General features: G+C 38.1%; 11 protein-coding genes. 8 read left to right on the top strand and 3 right to left on the bottom strand.

The features are described from left to right. Nucleotides 1–49: 49 nt before the first annotated feature. On the bottom strand, nt 50–199 hold the full coding sequence (locus RTP99_RS06660; protein WP_001035807.1) for a YfhD family protein: 150 nt from the start codon (nt 197–199) through the stop codon (nt 50–52). A 286-nt stretch (nt 200–485) separates the two neighbouring features. Here RTP99_RS06660 and fabG point away from each other — a divergent pair, with 286 nt between their 5' ends. Further along, a complete protein-coding gene (gene fabG, locus RTP99_RS06655; protein WP_000395028.1) occupies nt 486–1226 on the top strand; it encodes a 3-oxoacyl-ACP reductase FabG in 741 nt (246 codons plus the stop codon). Nucleotides 1227–1275: 49 nt separating this feature from the next. Here fabG and dhaS read toward each other — a convergent pair whose 3' ends face one another. After that, the gene (gene dhaS / locus RTP99_RS06650; protein WP_000080292.1) at nt 1276–2760 is read right to left on the bottom strand and encodes an aldehyde dehydrogenase DhaS; all 1485 of its coding nucleotides are present in this window, start codon (nt 2758–2760) and stop codon (nt 1276–1278) included. Nucleotides 2761–3033: 273 nt separating this feature from the next. Between dhaS and RTP99_RS06645 the strand changes: the two genes are divergently transcribed. The 6 genes from RTP99_RS06645 (at nt 3034) to RTP99_RS06620 (ending at nt 9542) form a co-directional block, all read left to right on the top strand. After that, the gene (locus tag RTP99_RS06645; RefSeq protein WP_000800722.1) at nt 3034–3312 is read left to right on the top strand and encodes a YhdT family protein; all 279 of its coding nucleotides are present in this window, start codon (nt 3034–3036) and stop codon (nt 3310–3312) included. Nucleotides 3313–3315: 3 nt separating this feature from the next. After that, nucleotides 3316–4749 (top strand): sodium/pantothenate symporter, encoded by a 1434-nt coding sequence (panF, locus tag RTP99_RS06640; RefSeq protein ID WP_001104831.1) that lies wholly within the window; start codon nt 3316–3318, stop codon nt 4747–4749. Between the two features lie 114 nt (nt 4750–4863). Continuing rightward, the gene (locus tag RTP99_RS06635) at nt 4864–5805 is read left to right on the top strand and encodes a nucleoside hydrolase (protein ID WP_306470986.1); all 942 of its coding nucleotides are present in this window, start codon (nt 4864–4866) and stop codon (nt 5803–5805) included. A 117-nt stretch (nt 5806–5922) separates the two neighbouring features. Then, entirely contained in the window at nt 5923–7032 is a 1110-nt protein-coding gene (locus RTP99_RS06630) for a serine hydrolase (RefSeq protein WP_000751370.1), read from the top strand. Nucleotides 7033–7132: 100 nt separating this feature from the next. Next, entirely contained in the window at nt 7133–8641 is a 1509-nt protein-coding gene (gene argH / locus RTP99_RS06625; protein ID WP_046647784.1) for an argininosuccinate lyase, read from the top strand. A 67-nt stretch (nt 8642–8708) separates the two neighbouring features. Further along, nucleotides 8709–9542, top strand: coding sequence for a GNAT family N-acetyltransferase (locus RTP99_RS06620; RefSeq protein ID WP_000615396.1), 834 nt, complete (start codon nt 8709–8711; stop codon nt 9540–9542). A gap of 35 nt (nt 9543–9577) precedes the next feature. Here RTP99_RS06620 and RTP99_RS06615 read toward each other — a convergent pair whose 3' ends face one another. Beyond that, nucleotides 9578–10327 (bottom strand): (S)-benzoin forming benzil reductase, encoded by a 750-nt coding sequence (locus RTP99_RS06615; RefSeq protein WP_001271063.1) that lies wholly within the window; start codon nt 10325–10327, stop codon nt 9578–9580. 116 nt (nt 10328–10443) lie between these two features. On the opposite strand from RTP99_RS06615, the gene RTP99_RS06610 reads away from it, so the two are divergent. After that, nucleotides 10444–17916, top strand: a complete 7473-nt coding sequence (locus tag RTP99_RS06610; protein WP_001115899.1) for a DUF7507 domain-containing protein — start codon at nt 10444–10446, stop codon at nt 17914–17916. The last annotated feature ends 23 nt before the right edge of the window (nt 17917–17939 follow it).

The following is a 17939-nucleotide window of genomic DNA, read 5'->3' as shown; positions in this document are numbered from 1 at the left end:
TTTTGTTGGGTAGTAGGTCCCTGTTGAAAAGAATAAGGTTGTGCTTTCCTTATTTTTCTGTTGACTGGCGTTTTTGACGTGCATCAGCGGCATTTGCACGTGCGTTCGCTTCTAAGTCATCGTGATCAGCGAGTTCACGAGAGAACTCAACATCAATGCCATCAGTAGCTTTGTTTTGTTTGAAATTTTTTTTGTTCATTCGACACAATCTCCTTACACTTTATCCCGCTTTAATGGGCAGTAAGACCCCCACCTCAAAATTCAGCGAAAGTAAAGAAGTTAGGTAGGGGATCAACTGCCCATAAAAGTCCGATTGGTGAGGGCTAATAATCAGTGGGGGATGGAGAAAACCCCCACTGATTAAAGTTTCACTTTATGCGGCGTTGCAAAGTTAGTTTGACACAAATAGACTTTTTTATACAAAGAGGAATTGGAAAGTAAAAAGCCGAAATATACAGTATAAGTAATAGAAATGGGGGATAGGAATGGAGTTTTTAAATGGGAAAACAGCTGTTGTAACAGGAGCTGCACAGGGAATTGGAAAAGAGATTGCACGGGTGTATGCAAAGCTAGGGGCGAAAGTATTAATTAGCGACGTAAATGAAGAGAAGCTACAAAAAACGACACGTGAGTTATCGGACGAAGGATATGAAGTGTGCTCATATCGATGTGATGTGAGTAATCAAAATGAAGCGAAGTCGTTAATTGAATATGCGGTTCAAAAATTTGGTACATTACATATTTTGGTGAACAATGCTGGAATTACAAGAGATGCAATGTTACATAAAATGGAGAAGTCTGCTTGGGAACAAGTATTACAAGTGAACTTAACTGGTGTTTTTTATTGTATGCAACCAGCTCTCCTTTACATGAGACAACAAGGGTATGGACGTATTATTAATATATCTTCAATTAGTAGAGAAGGAAACATAGGTCAAGCAAACTATGCAGCTACGAAGGCAGGCGTTGTAGGTTTAACGAAAACGGCAGCGAAAGAAGTTGGGAATTTTGGTATTACGTGTAATGCGATTTGTCCAGGATTTATGGATACAGATATGACAAAAACGATACCAGATAAAGTGAAAGAAAAGATGGTCGGCGCGATTCCAGTTGGTAGAATTGGAACGCCAGAAGATATTGCGAACGCAGCAGCCTTTTTAGCATCAGAATACGCATCCTATATTACAGGAGAAGTATTGAATGTGAGCGGAGGACTGCAAGTTTAAAGACATACATAATAAAAGAACCTGACCGGATAGGTCAGGTTCTTTCTCATTAATTTAAGTTAAGCCAAACGCTCTTCACTTCTGTATAGTTATTTAATGCGTAAGATCCCATTTCACGACCAAGACCGGATTGTTTAAATCCTCCAAATGGAGATGCTGCATCAAAGACGTTATAACAGTTTACCCATACTGTACCAGCACGTACTTTACTTGCAACGTAGTGTGCTGTTTTAACATTTTCTGTCCACACACCAGCCGCTAAGCCAAATTGTGATTTATTTGCACGTTCAATTACTTCATCAATATCGTTAAACGGTATTGCAGAAATAACCGGACCGAAAATTTCTTCTTTTGCAATCGTCATTTCATCATTTACGTCAGCGAATACTGTAGGAGAAACGAAGTAGCCTCGATCGAATGGATTACTTCCTCCACAAAGTACTTCAGCGCCTTCTTCAATCCCTTTTTCGATGTAGCCCATTACACGTTTTTGTTGTTCTTCGGAAACGAGAGGGCCGATTGTAGTTTCTGGACTTAAGCCAGCACCTTGATTTAATTTTTTAGAGTAAAGGACAAGGTCAGCCATGACATTATCATACATTTTCTTCGGAACAAATAAACGTGATCCAGCAGAGCATACTTGTCCTTGGTTAAACATAACACCAGAAAGTGCACCAGGAATCGCGCGAGATAAATCAGCATCTGGCAAGATGATATTTGGTGATTTACCGCCTAACTCAAGTGTAACGCGCTTTAATGTTTCAGATGCTTGGCGCATAATTTGCTTACCGACTGGAGTAGAACCAGTAAATGCAATTTTATCAACGAGTGGATGATTAACAAGAGCTTGTCCAGCTGATTCACCGAATCCAGGAACGATATTAATAACACCTTTCGGGAATCCAGCTTCTTCAATTAATTCAGCTAAGTATAAGGCAGATAGTGGAGTTTGTTCTGCAGGTTTTAAAACGATTGTACATCCTGTAGCAAGCGCTGCTCCCATTTTCCACATTGCCATAAGAAGCGGGAAGTTCCAAGGGATAATTTGACCAACGACACCAACAGCTTCATGGCGTGTATAGTTAAAGTAATCACCGGAAACAGGGATTGTTTGACCAACGATTTTCGTCGCCCAGCCGGCATAATAGCGCATATGTTCAATTGCGAGTGGTATGTCTGCTGCCATTGTTTCACGGATTGGCTTTCCGTTATCTAGCGTTTCAAGCTGTGCAAGCTCTTCTTTATGTTCTTCCATTAAATCAGCTAACTTGTACATAAGCCGGCTTCGCTCAGCAGTGCTCATGCGAGACCAAGGACCTTCGTCAAAAGCCATGCGAGCTGCAACGACAGCTTTATGAATATCTTCGCGACCAGCTTCAGAAACGACGGCAAGTGTTTCGCCAGTTGCTGGGTTAGGTGTGTTAAATGTTTTACCGGAAGCGCTTTCAATAAAGGATCCATTCACATATAACTTTTTTGTACCTTGAAGAAACTTTTCTACCTTTTCATGAAGATTTACAGCTAGTTGACTCATTGTATAACCCCCTTGAAAATATAATGTAAACGCAGTACGAGACGGCGTTTATTCCGAAATCAAGGATGTGGAAACTAGATGGAAAGCCTCTAATTAAAATCATAATTAACAAATACTGAAAATTCAAATTTCATTTGTGTTACAATTGTAAAAAATATGTAATGTAAGAAAGTCTTCTATATGATTATAAAAAATCCTGCTTGTTTTTGCTTTCTAGTAGGAAAAACTAGAAGAACAATGGTACAATAATACATCGTGAGAGGAGGGAGAAAAATGAAGAATTATCATGATGATCCACGCTTTCGAATCGCCCATAGAGAAGCGTTAATTGGTCTTGGACTTGCTATTATCAATTTTATAATATGGTACGGATTTGCTTATGGGCTTGGTAGTAAAAATCCAAGTGAATATACATATGTATTTGGTTTTCCAGCATGGTTTTTTTATAGCTGTATCGTTGGTTTTATCGTTATGGTTATTTTACTTAGTTTAGTTGTTCGTTTTGTATTTCAAGATATTTCACTCGATGAGGAAGAAAAAAGTGAGGAATAATAGATGAATTGGTATGTAATCATTCCAATGATAATTTCGTTTATCGTTGTATTTTTAATTGGTGTATATGCTTCAAGACGTGTACAAGCGACTGCCCATAATAAGTTTTTGCAAGAATATTTTTTAGGTGGGCGTGAGCTCGGTGGTTTATTATTAGCAATGACAATGATTGCTACGTACGGTAGTGCTAGTAGCTTTATTGGTGGCCCTGGTATAGCATACAATATGGGGCTTGGATGGGTATTGTTATCTGCGATTCAAGTTGTAACAGGGTATATCGTTTTAACAGTTATCGGTAAAAAGTTTGCCATTATTGCTAGGAAGATGGAAGCTATTACTCTTATCGATTATTTAAAGGGAAGATACAATAATAAAGCAGTTGTCATACTTTCTGCGTTATGTATTATTATCTTTTTATTTTCAGCAACAGTAGCTCAGTGGGTCGGCGGTGGCCGATTAATTGAGTCGCTAACGGGTCTTTCTTATACAACAGCACTATTTTTATTTACTTTTTCTGTACTTGTGTACGTATTAATTGGTGGATTTCGTGCAGTTGCTTTATCAGATACGTTATTAGGTATCATTATGTTAGTTGGGACGACAATCATTTTAATCGCTACTGTCGTTGCCGGTGGTGGAATTGAAAAGATTATGCAGGAACTTGTTCAAATCAATCCGAATTTAATTACACCATTCGGAGCGGATGGAAGCTTAACGAAATCATATGTGACATCATTTTGGATTTTAATTGGAATTGGCGTTGTTGGTTTACCGCAAATTAGTGTGCGTGCCATGTCTTATAAAAATTCAAAAGCGATGCATCAAGCGTTAATAATTGGGACGATTGTTGTGGGTACCATTATGATTGGTATGCATTTAACGGGTGTGTTCGCACGAGTCGTACTTCCAGGTATAACAGTACCAGATAAAGTAATGCCGCTACTCGCGATGGAAGTGTTGCCACCGTGGCTAGCTGGGGTTTTCTTAGCTGCACCAATGGCAGCCATTATGTCTACAGTAAACTCGTTATTGCTACTTGTAAGTTCATCAATCATTAAAGATATATACGTGAATTACATAAATAAAGATGCGACAGATAGTACGATTAGAAAAGGAAGTTTATGGATTACTGCTATCGTAGGGCTGCTCGTTTATGCAGCAGCAATTAAACCACCAGATTTTTTAATATGGTTAAATTTATTTTCTTTCGGTGGATTAGAAGCAGCATTCATTTGGCCGATCGTATTAGGGTTATATTGGAGAAAAGGAAATGCAACAGGAGCGCTTGCGTCTATTGTAGTTGGAGTAGGGTCATATATGTGTATCCATCTTTTCTACCCAAATCCGTTCGGTATACATACGGTTGTCTTCCCGATTTGCTTAGCGTTTATCGCTTACATCATTGGAAGTATGAGTGCTGTGAAAAAAACAGCATAGGTTATATGAAAAACGTAGTCCTTATAGGACTGCGTTTTTTCGTATGAATTTGTTCTTTTTTATTCTGTATATCAATGACTATTCATAAATTAATAACAATTGAGGGGGATGGAGTTGAGGTCGATGAAAAAAGTATTATTTTTAGGAGACCCGGGAATTGATGACTCTTTAGCAATTATGTATGGATTGTTGCATCCTGATATTGATATTGTCGGCGTAGTAACGGGATATGGAAATGTAACGCAAGAAAAGGCGACGAGTAATGCAGCATATTTATTACAGTTAGCAGGAAGGGAAGATATACCGGTTATTAATGGTGCGAAGATTCCTTTATCAGGAGATATTACAACATACTATCCGGAAATTCACGGGGCAGAAGGTTTAGGACCAATTCGTCCTCCGAAAAATCTTTCTCCAAATATAAAGCCTTTTTGTGTGTTTTTTGATATTCTTGAAAAATATAAAGGAGAATTAATTATAGTTGATGCTGGCAGGTCAACGACACTTGCGACAGCGTTTATTTTAGAAAAGCCGATGATGAAGTTTGTGAAAGAATATTATATAATGGGCGGTGCTTTTTTAATGCCTGGAAATGTGACACCAGTCGCAGAGGCAAATTTTCATGGTGATCCCATTGCGTCACAATTAGTTATGCAAAATGCTAAGAATGTGACATTAGTGCCACTTAACGTTACATCTGAAGCTATTATTACGCCGGAAATGGTAAAATATATTACAAAACACTCTAAAACGAGTTTCAATAAGTTGATCGAGCCGATATTTACGTATTATTATAAAGCATATAAAAAGTTAAACCCGAAAATAACAGGTAGTCCAGTACATGACGTCGTTACAATGATGGTTGCGGCAAATCCGTCCCTTTTGGATTATGTATATCGCCGAGTCGATGTAGATACAGTTGGAATTGCAAAAGGAGAGAGTATTGCTGATTTCCGGCCTCAACCTGACTCAAAAGCATTAAAGAATTGGGTGCGAATTGGTTGGTCGTTACATTATAAAAAATTCCTCGAAGATTTCGTTAAAATTATGACGTAGACATAATGGGAGAATACAAGTTAAAATAATGGAGATGATTACTAAAATAATCATCTCCATTATTTTGTTTGTAAGAGATAGATAGAGAAGAGTTACACAATAGGAGAGGAATTTTATTTGAAAAAAACTATAGTATGCGCAGTGATTGTGGGTATTTTCGTTTTGCTAATATCGGGTAACTTTTTAGTGAAAAAAGTGTGGAGTTCAAATAATGATGATGCACAGTATATTGCATCCTTTATTGAAGAACATAAAGATGAAAAAAATAGTGCGCTTCTAGTAAAGAGAAATGATAAAGTTGTTTATTCTGTCAATCCTAACGTTGTGTTGCCAGTTGCTAGTACAATGAAATTAATTGTGGCGCTTGAATATACGAAACAAGTTACGGAAGGGAAAATTGATTCGTCTAGTTTTGTTTCCATTAATGACGTGAATCGTTATTATGTACCGAATACAGATGGTGGTGCACAAGATAGATGGCAAAGATATTTGGAGAAGACAGGCAAGATAACTGAAGGAGCGGTTTCTTTAGAAGAAGTGGCAAAAGGAATGGTTAAGTTTAGTTCGAATGCGAATGCTGAATATTTAATGGAAGTGTTAGGATTAGATAATATTAATCGGAATTTACAAAGTTTATCGCTTCCAGCACATCAGCCGCTATTTCCAATCGTTTCATCTTTATACATTCCAGGATATTTGCATAAAGAATTACATGTTCCGAAATATAAAATAGAGAAAAAGTTAAAAGAAATGTCTCAAGAGCAATATCGTGAATATGCAATGATTATTCATGAACGCTTAAAAAAGAAGGGGCCATTATTACAGAAGGAAATTCCTCTTTATTTAGAGGAACGTTACGATAAAATTTGGTCAGATCGATTGCCAGCTGCTTCTGCAAACGATTATATGGTACTGCTTCAAAAGGCAAATCATAAAGGTGGCCTAACAGAAGCTGAAGAAAAAGTATGGGCGAATATCGTTGAAACAGATATGAGCGCTAAGAAATATCGTAAAACATTTAGACATGCAGGCCAAAAAAATGGTTATACGCCATGGACAGTTACAAAGGCAGTTTATGCAATGGATAAACGCGGGAACTGTACAGAAATAGTGTTCTTAGCAAATAATTTAAATGAGGACGACAGTGCAGAAATACGGAAACATTTAGCAAACTTACATTTCCAAGTGTTGCAAAGTGATAAGTATGATGCGACTTTTATTAAGTAAACTCGGTGCAGAGGCGCCGAGTTTATTTTTATATACAAGCACTTTTTTGCTATCTCTGGGTATGATGGGTAGTAATACTTAGGTGAAAGGGGAAAAGGTGATGAAACAAAATAAAGAAGAGTTTATAAAGAGTGAAGGCGCTGATTTCCCTGGGAAAACATATGTGGATTGTGTATTACAACATGTATTTAATTTTCAACGAAATTACTTATTGAAAGATATGTTTCAAGTGCATAAAGCGCATATTACAATGCTGATGGAAGAAAATTTAATGAAAAAGGAAGAAGGTAAAGTTATATTACACGCATTAAAAAAGGTAGAGGGAATGCCAGAAGAGCAATTGCTCTATACAGAGCAGCATGAAGATCTCTTTTTTTTAGTGGAACATTTAATTTCTCAAGAAGCAAAAAGCGATTTTGTAAGTAATATGCATATTGGTAGAAGTAGAAATGATATGGGTGTAACGATGTATCGCATGAGTTTAAGACGGTATGTATTACGATTAATGGAACATCATTTGTTATTGCAGGAAAGTATGCTGCAACTTGCTTCTGATCATAAGGAAACGATTATGCCAGCTTATACACATACACAACCAGCACAGCCAACGACATTTGGTCATTATACGTTAGCGATTTATGATACGATGCAGAGAGATTTAGAACGCATGAAAAAAACGTACAAACTTTTAAATCAGTCGCCAATGGGAGCCGCTGCGCTTTCTACAACAAGTTTCCAAATTAAACGAGAGCGAGTTGCCGATTTACTTGGGTTTACAAATGTAATTGAGAACTCATATGATGCTGTTGCTGGAGCGGATTATTTATTAGAAGTTAGCTCTTTACTTATGGTAATGATGACGAATACGAGCAGATGGATCCATGACTTCTTACTATTAGCGACGAAAGAATATGATGGTATTACTGTGGCGAAGCCATATGTGCAAATTAGTAGTATTATGCCGCAAAAGCGAAATCCAGTTTCTATTGAACACGCCCGTGCAATTACGAGTAGTGCTTTAGGAGAAGCATTTACAGTATTTCAAATGATTCATAATACACCATTTGGTGATATTGTGGATACAGAGGATGACTTGCAGCCGTATTTATATAAAGGGATTGGAAAGACTATTCGTGTTTTTTCTATTATGAATGCAGTTATTCGAACGATGAAAGTAGAGGAAGAAACGTTGAAAAATCGTTCCTATAAACATGCAATTACGATAACTGATTTCGCAGATGCTTTAACAAAAAACTATGACATTCCATTTCGGCATGCGCATCATGCAGCGAGTGCTATTGCAAATATGTTATTGGAGCAGAAAAAGGAGCTTCATGAATTACATTTGAAAGATGTGAATATGTACTTACAAGAAAAATTTAATATAACTTTATTAGAAAAAGAGTGGAAAGAAATTATATCGCCAGAAGCTTTTATACAAAAAAGAAATGTATACGGTGGGCCAAGTAAAAAAGAAATGGAGCGCATGATTAACAATCGAAAAGAGTCATTTCGACAAGAAGAAGAGGTATTTGAAAAGGAAAAACAGAGAATTTTACAAGCTGAAAATAATTTGAATACGTTAGCTTCGAATATTATTGAATCGTAAAAGAGGAATTTAGTGAATTAATCGCCAATACCTTAATAAAACTATAAATAGAGAGAAGAGATTGTCGATGATTCAATTGCATGTATATGAAGAGATTGTTAATTTTAAAGAAGAGGTTACACCATTTCTAGAAAAGAATGAGCAGGAAAATAATCTCATATTAGGCGTATTACAAATGGTCCACCAACCGATATTTATGGGGATAGCGAAACAAGGAGAAGAAATTGCGGTTGTATTTCTTCAAACAGAAGAGAAGAAACAAATCATTGTTGCAACTTCTGAAATTTCGGGAGTAGCTATCAAGGAGCTTGCAAAAGAGTTAACGAAAATATATCCGGATATTCCTGGGTTAATTGGTGATAAGAAAGTTGTACAGCACTTAGCAGAAGAGATTGCGGTGTTAGAAAATAAGAAAACGAATGTGGTAATGGAGCAAGGGGTATATGAGTTGAAAGAAGTGAAGAAGAAACCGAGCGAGGATGGGTTTTTTCGAGAAGTAAGTAGTGATGAACTAACATTAATAGAAGAGTGGATATATCAATTTTGTGAAGATGTGAATCTTCCTACTACGAAAGAAGAAGCAAAACAAACGGCACATACATTAATTACTAATCATCGTTTATTTGGTCTAGAAGTAGACGGGAAACTTGTTTCTGTAGCAGCAAAAACACGTCCAACTAAAAATAATATAACAGTTAATTTCGTATATACACCTAAAGAAGCAAGGAAAAAGGGATACGCATCTAATTGTGTAGCGGCACTTAGTCAACGTATGTTAGATGAAGGGTACAAGACGACTACGTTATATACTGATCTAGCGAATCCGACATCGAATAAAATTTATCAAGAAATCGGTTATGAGCAAATTGCGGAGTCTGTACTCATATTTTTAGAGAAGTAGAACAAAAAGGCGTGCTAAAATAGCACGCCTTTTTGTTATTCGTCAATTCTAATAACCTCGCCTTGAGGGAAGTCTTCGGTTTCTAATAAATTCCGAATAGCTTTCGCAACATATTCGGGTGATAATAGCTTTCCTTCTTCTTTTAATGTAATGAAGCGGTCTAAGTTTGTGAAGTCTTCTTTATTTGTTTCGCGAATTTGTGCTTGCATATTTGTATCAACAACACCAGGTGCAAAAGCGACGATTTTTACTGGATATTTTTTTTCTGCTTCTTCGGTTGCTACGCACTGTGTAAACATATTTACGCCAGCTTTTGTTGTACAATAAGCCCCCCAGCCAAAGTAAGGATTTTTTCCTGCACCAGATGAAATGTTTATCACACGTTTATCTACTTTCCATTCTTTCGTATGTTTCATGAAAGTGGAGGTGAGGATCATTGGCGCAAGTAAATTAATGTGAACGTTCGTAATGAATTGTTCACTTTCTGCTTTTTCAATTGGTTTCATAGGGGCAACCGTACCCGCATTATTAATTAAATGAATAGAAGATACACTGTCTTCTTGAATAGATGAAATGATTTTGTTAAAGTTCGTTTCTAAATTATGTACATCTTGAAGATCTAAGGAGTGGAAAACACAATTGCTATTATATTGTTCTGCGAGTTTCGTAAGCTCTTTATTTTCTCTTCTAGAAATAGAGATGACAGTTGTATTTTTTTCTAACAATTGTGTGGCAATAGCCTCACCTAAACCTTGTGAAGTTCCTGTTATGATAACGTAGCGCATAGTTTTATAAACTCCTCTCATATGTGCGGAATTTTGTTGGACAACGTACATTGTATAGTTTGTCTACATTTTATAGTATAGAGCACTTTTTACTATAATTGAAATGAGATGATTGCGTGCCTTTTATAAATCGTTTTACGACAACAGTACCTGGTGCCGTCACTTTTACGGGGAATACGTTAGGGCTTAGCCCTACATCGCCTGCGCCAGGCAATATTTTTGGTACACTTGCTGTGTTTACGACAGTAAATACAGCGCTGCAAGTACCAGGATTCCCAGCAGGTACAACGGATGACTGGCGATTGAATTCTTCTAGTGCAATTTTAAATCTTCCAGCGGGAAGCAGTGTGTTATATGCAGAATTAGTTTGGGCTGGTACTTTCCGGACTGATACGGAAGATGTTTTACCATTTTTAAATGATAACATTACATTTACAACGCCAGCAGGGACGTTTTCTGTTACGCCAGATCCTGCTACCGCGCAGCAAGGTTCAGTAGGAAACCAGTTTTATTATGCTCGCTCTGCCAATGTAACGAATCTTGTTAGTGCAGGTGGGGCAGGCACGTATACAACGGGTGCTGTGCCAGCTGCAAGAACTTCAGCTGACCCAACAATTAGCCGTTCAGCGGGATGGACGCTTGAGGTTGTGTATCAAAATGCAAGTTTACCACTTCGAAATTTGTCAGTATATGCAGGTCAAGAAATTATTGATGCTTCATCACCACCAGTTGATGCTACTATTTCAGGATTTGCTACGCCAGCTACAGGAGCTGTAACAGGAAGGGTACTTGTAACCGCTCAAGAGGGAGATTCCAATATTTCTGGAGATCAACTTCGCTTTGGACCAAACCCAAATGCTACAGTTGCATTATTCGGGCCGAGAAACCCTGCAAATAATTTCTTCCAGTCTCAAATTTGTAATGACAGCGGAAATTTAGATACGAGCGGTACATTCGGAGATTTAAATCAGCCGTTAGGGGTAGCTTTGGCTGTCCGAAGACAAGGGTGGGATATTACGAATGTAGATGCCTCTGCATCTTTAGTAAACAATCAAACGTCAGCAACTGTTCGATTTGTTACAAATGGAGATGGATACGCTGCAGCTGGTTTTGGTGTTCAAATTGATGCAACAGGTCCAATTATTAATCCTGTTAAATCGGTCAATAGAACAGTCGCAGGGGTAGGGGATACTCTCACTTATACGATTACGGTCCCAAATACAGGAACAGGAAGTGCAGAAAACGTTGTATTACGTGATAGCATTCCGAACGGAACGACGTTTGTTGCAGGTAGTGTAACAGTAGGGGGAGTAACACAGCCGAATGCAAACCCTGCTACTGGAATTAATTTAGGAACAATCCCAAATAACACGCAAAGAGTTGTTACATTTCAAGTACGAATAACATCGTTTCCGAACCCAAACCCTATTCCAAATCGGGCGATGGTGTCATATCAATTCCGTCCTTTTGTCGGTAGTTCTCCTATTACAAGTACATCTTCTTCAAATACAGTACAAACGACAGTGAACCAAGCAACTATAAGTATGCAAAAATCTGTAGATCTACAGACTGCGACACTTAATGATGTATTAACGTACACAGTTAATGTCACAAATAATGGGAATGTTGCTGCAAACAATGTGATTTTTGTTGATAGCATCCCGGCTGGAACAACATTTGTTCCAAATAGTGTTACGGTGAATGGAGTAGCGCGTCCAGGAGCGAATCCAGCAAGTAGTATTAATCTAGGAAGTATTAATGCTTCACAAACGACTGTAGTGCGCTTTCAAGTTCGAGTAACATCTAATCCTCTTGTCAATCCAATTCCGAACCGTGCGAGTGCAACCTTTACCTTTACCCCAGTGCCTGGTCAACAACCAGTTTCAGGGCAAGCGACAAGTAATACTGTAGTGACTACTATTAATATAGCTGATATAAGAACGAGAAAAACAGTAGATAGAGCTTTTGCGACAGTGAATGACGTTCTTACGTACACTATTACTATTGAGAATATCGGAAATGTACTTGCGACAAATGTTATTTTTCAAGATCCGATTCCAGTTGGAACGACTTTTATCGCAAATAGTGTGACTGTGGACGGGGTTTCACAACCTGGGGCAAATCCAGCGACTGGGTTTACAGTAGCTAATATATCTGCTGGCGGAAGTAGGACTGTTACATTTCAAGTTCGAGTTACATCTACACCATCGGGAGGTACGATTGCGAATCGGGGGAGTGTATCTGCTAATTTTGTTGTTAATCCGAATCAGCCACCAGTTACAATTAATAGAATGACGAATACAGTGGTAACACAAATTAATACAGGCGGTTTAAATGTAATAAAAGAAGTGAATACAACGCAAGCAGCAGTAGGAGATACTTTAACATATACGATTGCCGTTCAAAATACAGGAAACGTTCCCCTAACAAATGTGTTATTCCAAGACACTATTTCTTCCGCTGTTTCTTTCGTTGCAAATTCTGTAACAATTAATGGAGTACCACAAAGTGGATTGAATCCGAATACAGGATTTTCTCTTCCAAATATTCCTGCGGCTCAAACGGTTGTAGTCACATTTGAAGTAGTAATTGTACAGGATCCAGGAGATGAAGATATTTTAAACCGCGCGAATGTCACAGCAAGTTTTCAAGTGAATCCGAGTGAACCACCAGTTACGATTACTATTCCGAGTAACCTAGTGAATACAACTGTACAATCAGGGAATTTTGAAGTTGTGAAAGCAGTGAATACGGATGTGGCAACCGTAGGCGATATTTTAGTATATACAATCGAAATCATAAATGCAGGTAGTGTACCAGCTACAAATGTGTTTTTCCAAGATTCAATTCCACAAGGAACATTATTTATTGAAAACAGTGTATTTGTTAATGGTATTTTACAAGAAGGTGCAGATCCAGAACTTGGATTCCCGTTAAATGATTTGCCTACTGGCGCGAATGTAATTGTTACGTTTGAAGTATTAATTGATGAAATTCCCCAAGGAAATAATGTTGTAAATAATGCGAATGTCACTGGAGATTTCCTTCTGAATCCAACAGAGCCACCAATTACTGTAACAGTACCAAGTAATACTGTTATGACGGTCGTGAATTCTTCAGGATTAAATGTAATGAAAAGTGTAAGTGCTACTGAAGCTGGTGTAGGAGATACGTTAACGTATACAGTTCTTATACAAAATAGTGGAACAGTAGCAGCGACAAACGTATCATTCCTTGATCCGATTCCAGTTGGAACCACTTTTGTAGCGAATAGTGTAACAATAAACGGAGCCCCGCAATCGGGTTTAGATCCGACCTCTGGATTTCCGCTTGCTAATATTCCAGTAGGAGGGACAGTAACAGTTACTTTTCAAGTGACAATCACAAGTGAACCACCAAATAGAGTTCTTCCGAATAATGCGAATGTAACTGCGGATTTCCAAGTCAGTCCTCTCCAGCCACCAATTACAATTGTAACGATTAGTAATATTGTTGTGACGCGAGTGAATGTGGGATCGCTTAATGTAATGAAGAGTGTAAATACAACACAAGCGGGAGTAGGAGATACGTTAACGTATACGATTCTTATTCAAAATACAGGAACTGTTCCTGCAACGAATATTATTTTTCAAGATCCAATCCCATCTGGAGCTACATTTGTAGCGAATAGTGTAACGATCAATGGAGTCGTTCAGCAAGGTGCGAATCCTATAGCGGGTTTTCCTGTTACCAATATTCCGGTGGGGCAAACTGCTACAATTACCTTCCAAGTGACAGTGACAAGTGTTCCGAGTGGTGGAAATATAAGAAACCAATCAAACGTTACCGCAAGTTTCCTTATTAATCCAGCAGGTCCTCCTATAACAACTACTACAACTAGTAATTTTGTAGTGACACAAGTAAATACAGCACAGTTAAATATACAAAAATCTTCATCTGTACAACAAGCAGCACTTGGAGAAACTTACACGTATTCTGTTGTCATTCGAAATAACGGCACAGTAACAGCAACGAATGTCTCTTTCATTGATCCAATTGCTCTAGAAACAACATTTGTACCAAATAGTGTGACGATAAATGGAACGCCACAACCTGGATTTGACCCAAATGTAGGTTTCCTGCTTCCTAATATTGCAGCTGGAACATCATTGACAGTAACGTTCCAAGTTACGGTAGTTGCACCGTCTACACGCGGAGCAGTATTAAATACAGCATCTGCTACAGCCACTTTCTTATTAAATCCTTTACAACCACCTGTAACAACAACGAATTCAAGTAATACAACGGTAGTTACAATACCATTACCTCCTCCTGGCGAAGTGACAGCAACAAAAACAGTAAATGTTGCCGCTGGAGCTGTTGGAGATGTATTAACGTATACAGTGTTAATAACGAATGTAGGAATTATCCCTGTTACAGACGTACTCTTCCAGGATGTCATTCCAGAAGGGACGACGTTTGTTGACAACAGTGTAACGATAGGTGGAATACAGCAACCTGGATTAAATCCAGAAATAGGCTTTACAGTTACTCCGTTATTAAATACTGGTGCGAGTATTTCTGTAACGTTCCAAGTGACCATTACGGAAATTCCAGATAATGAAGTCATATTAAATGATGCTGACGTTACGTTTACTTCACAACCAAATCCGCAGGAGCCACCGATTACGCAAACGATATTAACGAATTTAGTCGTTACGACAATTAATATAGCTTCAATTTCTCCAGTGAAAATAGTAGATAAAGAGGCAGCGACGGTTGGAGAAATATTAACCTATGATGTACTAATTTCTAACTTTGGAACAGTACCGGCAACGAATGTTCAATTTCTTGATTCTAGTACGAGTGGTGTAGCATTTGTTCCAGGAAGTGTGAGTATAAATGGAATACCAGAACCTGGACTAGATCCATTCATAGGCTTTACAGTTCCAGATATACCTGTAGGTGATTCTGTACTTGTCACATACCGAGAGATGGTAACGAGCATACCTCAAGGTGGAACAGTTGTTAACTTTGTGGACGTTACGGCTACATTTGCTGTAAGTGAGACAGAGCCGCCTATTACTGAGATAACGACAAGTAACACGACATTAACAGAAATCAATGAGCCTGGTTTAAATGTATTAAAATCAGTAAGTCAGCCGGTTGTTGCGGTAGGCGATACAATCACATATACAACAGTAGTTCAAAATACGGGAACCGTGATAGCAACGAATGTTCAATATAGTGATGTATTACCTTCCTCTATAACATTCGTACCGAACAGTGTAACGATAAACGGTGTGTTACAACCTGGGTTCAATCCGAATAATGGGTTCACGCTTCCAGATATAAATCCAGGTGAAAGTGTAGAAGTCACATTCCAAGTAACAGTTGTTAGCGTTCCGTCAAACGGAACAATTGCCAATACGGCAAATGTTACTGGAAGCTTTATTTTAGTACCAGGAGAACCACCAGTTATAGTAAATCAGCCAAGTAATACAACACTCACAACTGTAAATAGAGGACGCTTTAATGTTATTAAACAAGTAAATAGAGCCGCTACTCTAGTGGGAGATATATTGACGTATACAGTACAAATAACGAATACAGGAACAGTAACAGCTAACAATGTTCAGTTTATTGATACCATTTCAACAGGTGCGTCATTTGTAGCAAATAGTGTAACGATAAATGGAGCCCCGCAACCAAACTTAAATCCGATTACTGGATTTGGAGTTGGAGATATCTCAGTTGGTGAAACAGTTATCGTGACGTTTCAAGCGACAGTTACAAGCATACCGTCATCAGGAACAATTACGAACGTTGCAAATATAACAGGAAGCTTTACTTTAGTGCCAGGAGAGCCACCAGTTATAGTAAATCAGTCAAGTAATACGACAATAACGAGGGTGAATAGAGGGCGCTTCAATGTAATAAAAACAGTAAATAAACAAGCAACGCGAGTAGGAGATACGTTAACGTATAGTGTGCAAGTTACAAATACGGGAACGGTAACAGCGACGAATGTTCAGTTTGTTGACGTCCCATCACCTAGTTTAGAATTCATTCCTGGAAGTGTACAAATAAATGGAATTCCGCAAGTAGGCTTAGATCCATTTGTAGGCTTTTCATTACCGAATCTTGCAGTAGGAGATAGCGTATTAATTACATTTGAAGTAAATGTAATCGCGGTTCCACCTTCTAGTAGCATTATGAATACAGCGAGAGTAACGGGTGATTTCGAATTGATTCCAGGAGAACCTCCGTTTACAATTACGAATTCAAGTAATACGACGGTTACGCCAGTAAATAGAGGCAGCTTAGATATGCTAAAAGAAGTAGATCATTCAGTTGTTGGAGTAGGAGAAACGGTAACGTATACGGTTCGTATATTAAATACTGGTACTGCTGATGCAATGAATGTTCAATTTATAGATGTGCTATCTCCAGAAGCCGATTTTGTCGCAAATAGTGTAACGATAAATGGAGTTTCACAGCCGGGGTTAAATCCGCAGCTCGGATTTACGATACCTGATATTCCAGTTGGTGAGACCGCACTTGTAACATATAAAGCTACGATTACAAGTTTTCCAGATGGTGGTACAGTAGTGAACGTTGCAGGGGCGTTGGCAGAATATATTTTAGTACCAGGAGAGCCGCCAGTTACAGTGATGGACACGAGCAATACAGTTATAGTAACGGTAAATACTGCAATCTTATTTGTTGCAAAAGGAGCAAACTTTGAAGTAGCGATGGTAGGAGATGTTATCACTTACGGAATCGCCGTTATAAATGAAAGTACAGTTCCTGTGACGAATATTATTTTAACAGATATCATTGATCCGAATACGTTATTTATAAATGGCACGGTAACGGTAAATGATGTACCTCTCCCATTTGCCAATCCGAATACTGGTATCCCGTTAGGTGATTTTCAGCCAAATGATGCGGCAATTATTAATTTCCAAGTTGTAATAACAGGAGGACAAATAAATAATTTAGTTACAAATACTGCTATAGCAAATGGGTTTGCAATTGTAAACCCGAATGAGCCGCCAGTATTAGTTGAAGGTGATAGCAATACAGTTGTTATCCCGTTTATTTCTCAAAATGTCTCAACGACAGTCGTAAAAACAGCAGATTTACAGGCAGCAACGATTGGAGATGTTATTACGTTTACAACAGTTATTACAAATACGGGGGATACAGCAATACAAAACATTCGTTTTCAAGATATGTTAGATAGTAGTGTTCAATTTGTCCTTGGAACTGTAACGGTTGATAATACGTCAGTGCCAAATGTAAACCCAGTATCAGGATTTCTTATAGGAAGTTTAAATCCTGGTCAAGCGCGAACGGTTTCGTTCCAAGTAGTAGTGCAGAGCGCACCAAGTGGTTCAGGAAATTATATTAATCAAGCGAGTATTCGTTTCGAACATCAAGTAGGTACAGTATTGCCACCTGTTACACAAATAGTAGAAAGTAATATGGTCGTCATTCCGTTCGTTCCAACGATAGAACAAATTTGCGAAACGAATCTTAATTGTTTAGGGAAAATTCCTTTTCAATGTTCTCCGTGTGATCACTTGCAAATAAAGAAAAAATAAATGCAGAAAGAGCATCCTGTAAG

This window comes from Bacillus sp. (in: firmicutes), from assembly GCF_031983925.1.
GTDB classification, from domain to species: Bacteria; Bacillota; Bacilli; order Bacillales; family Bacillaceae_G; genus Bacillus_A; species Bacillus_A pacificus.
Note: the sequence above shows the minus strand (reverse complement) of the source record. Positions and strands in the feature narration are given on the sequence as shown.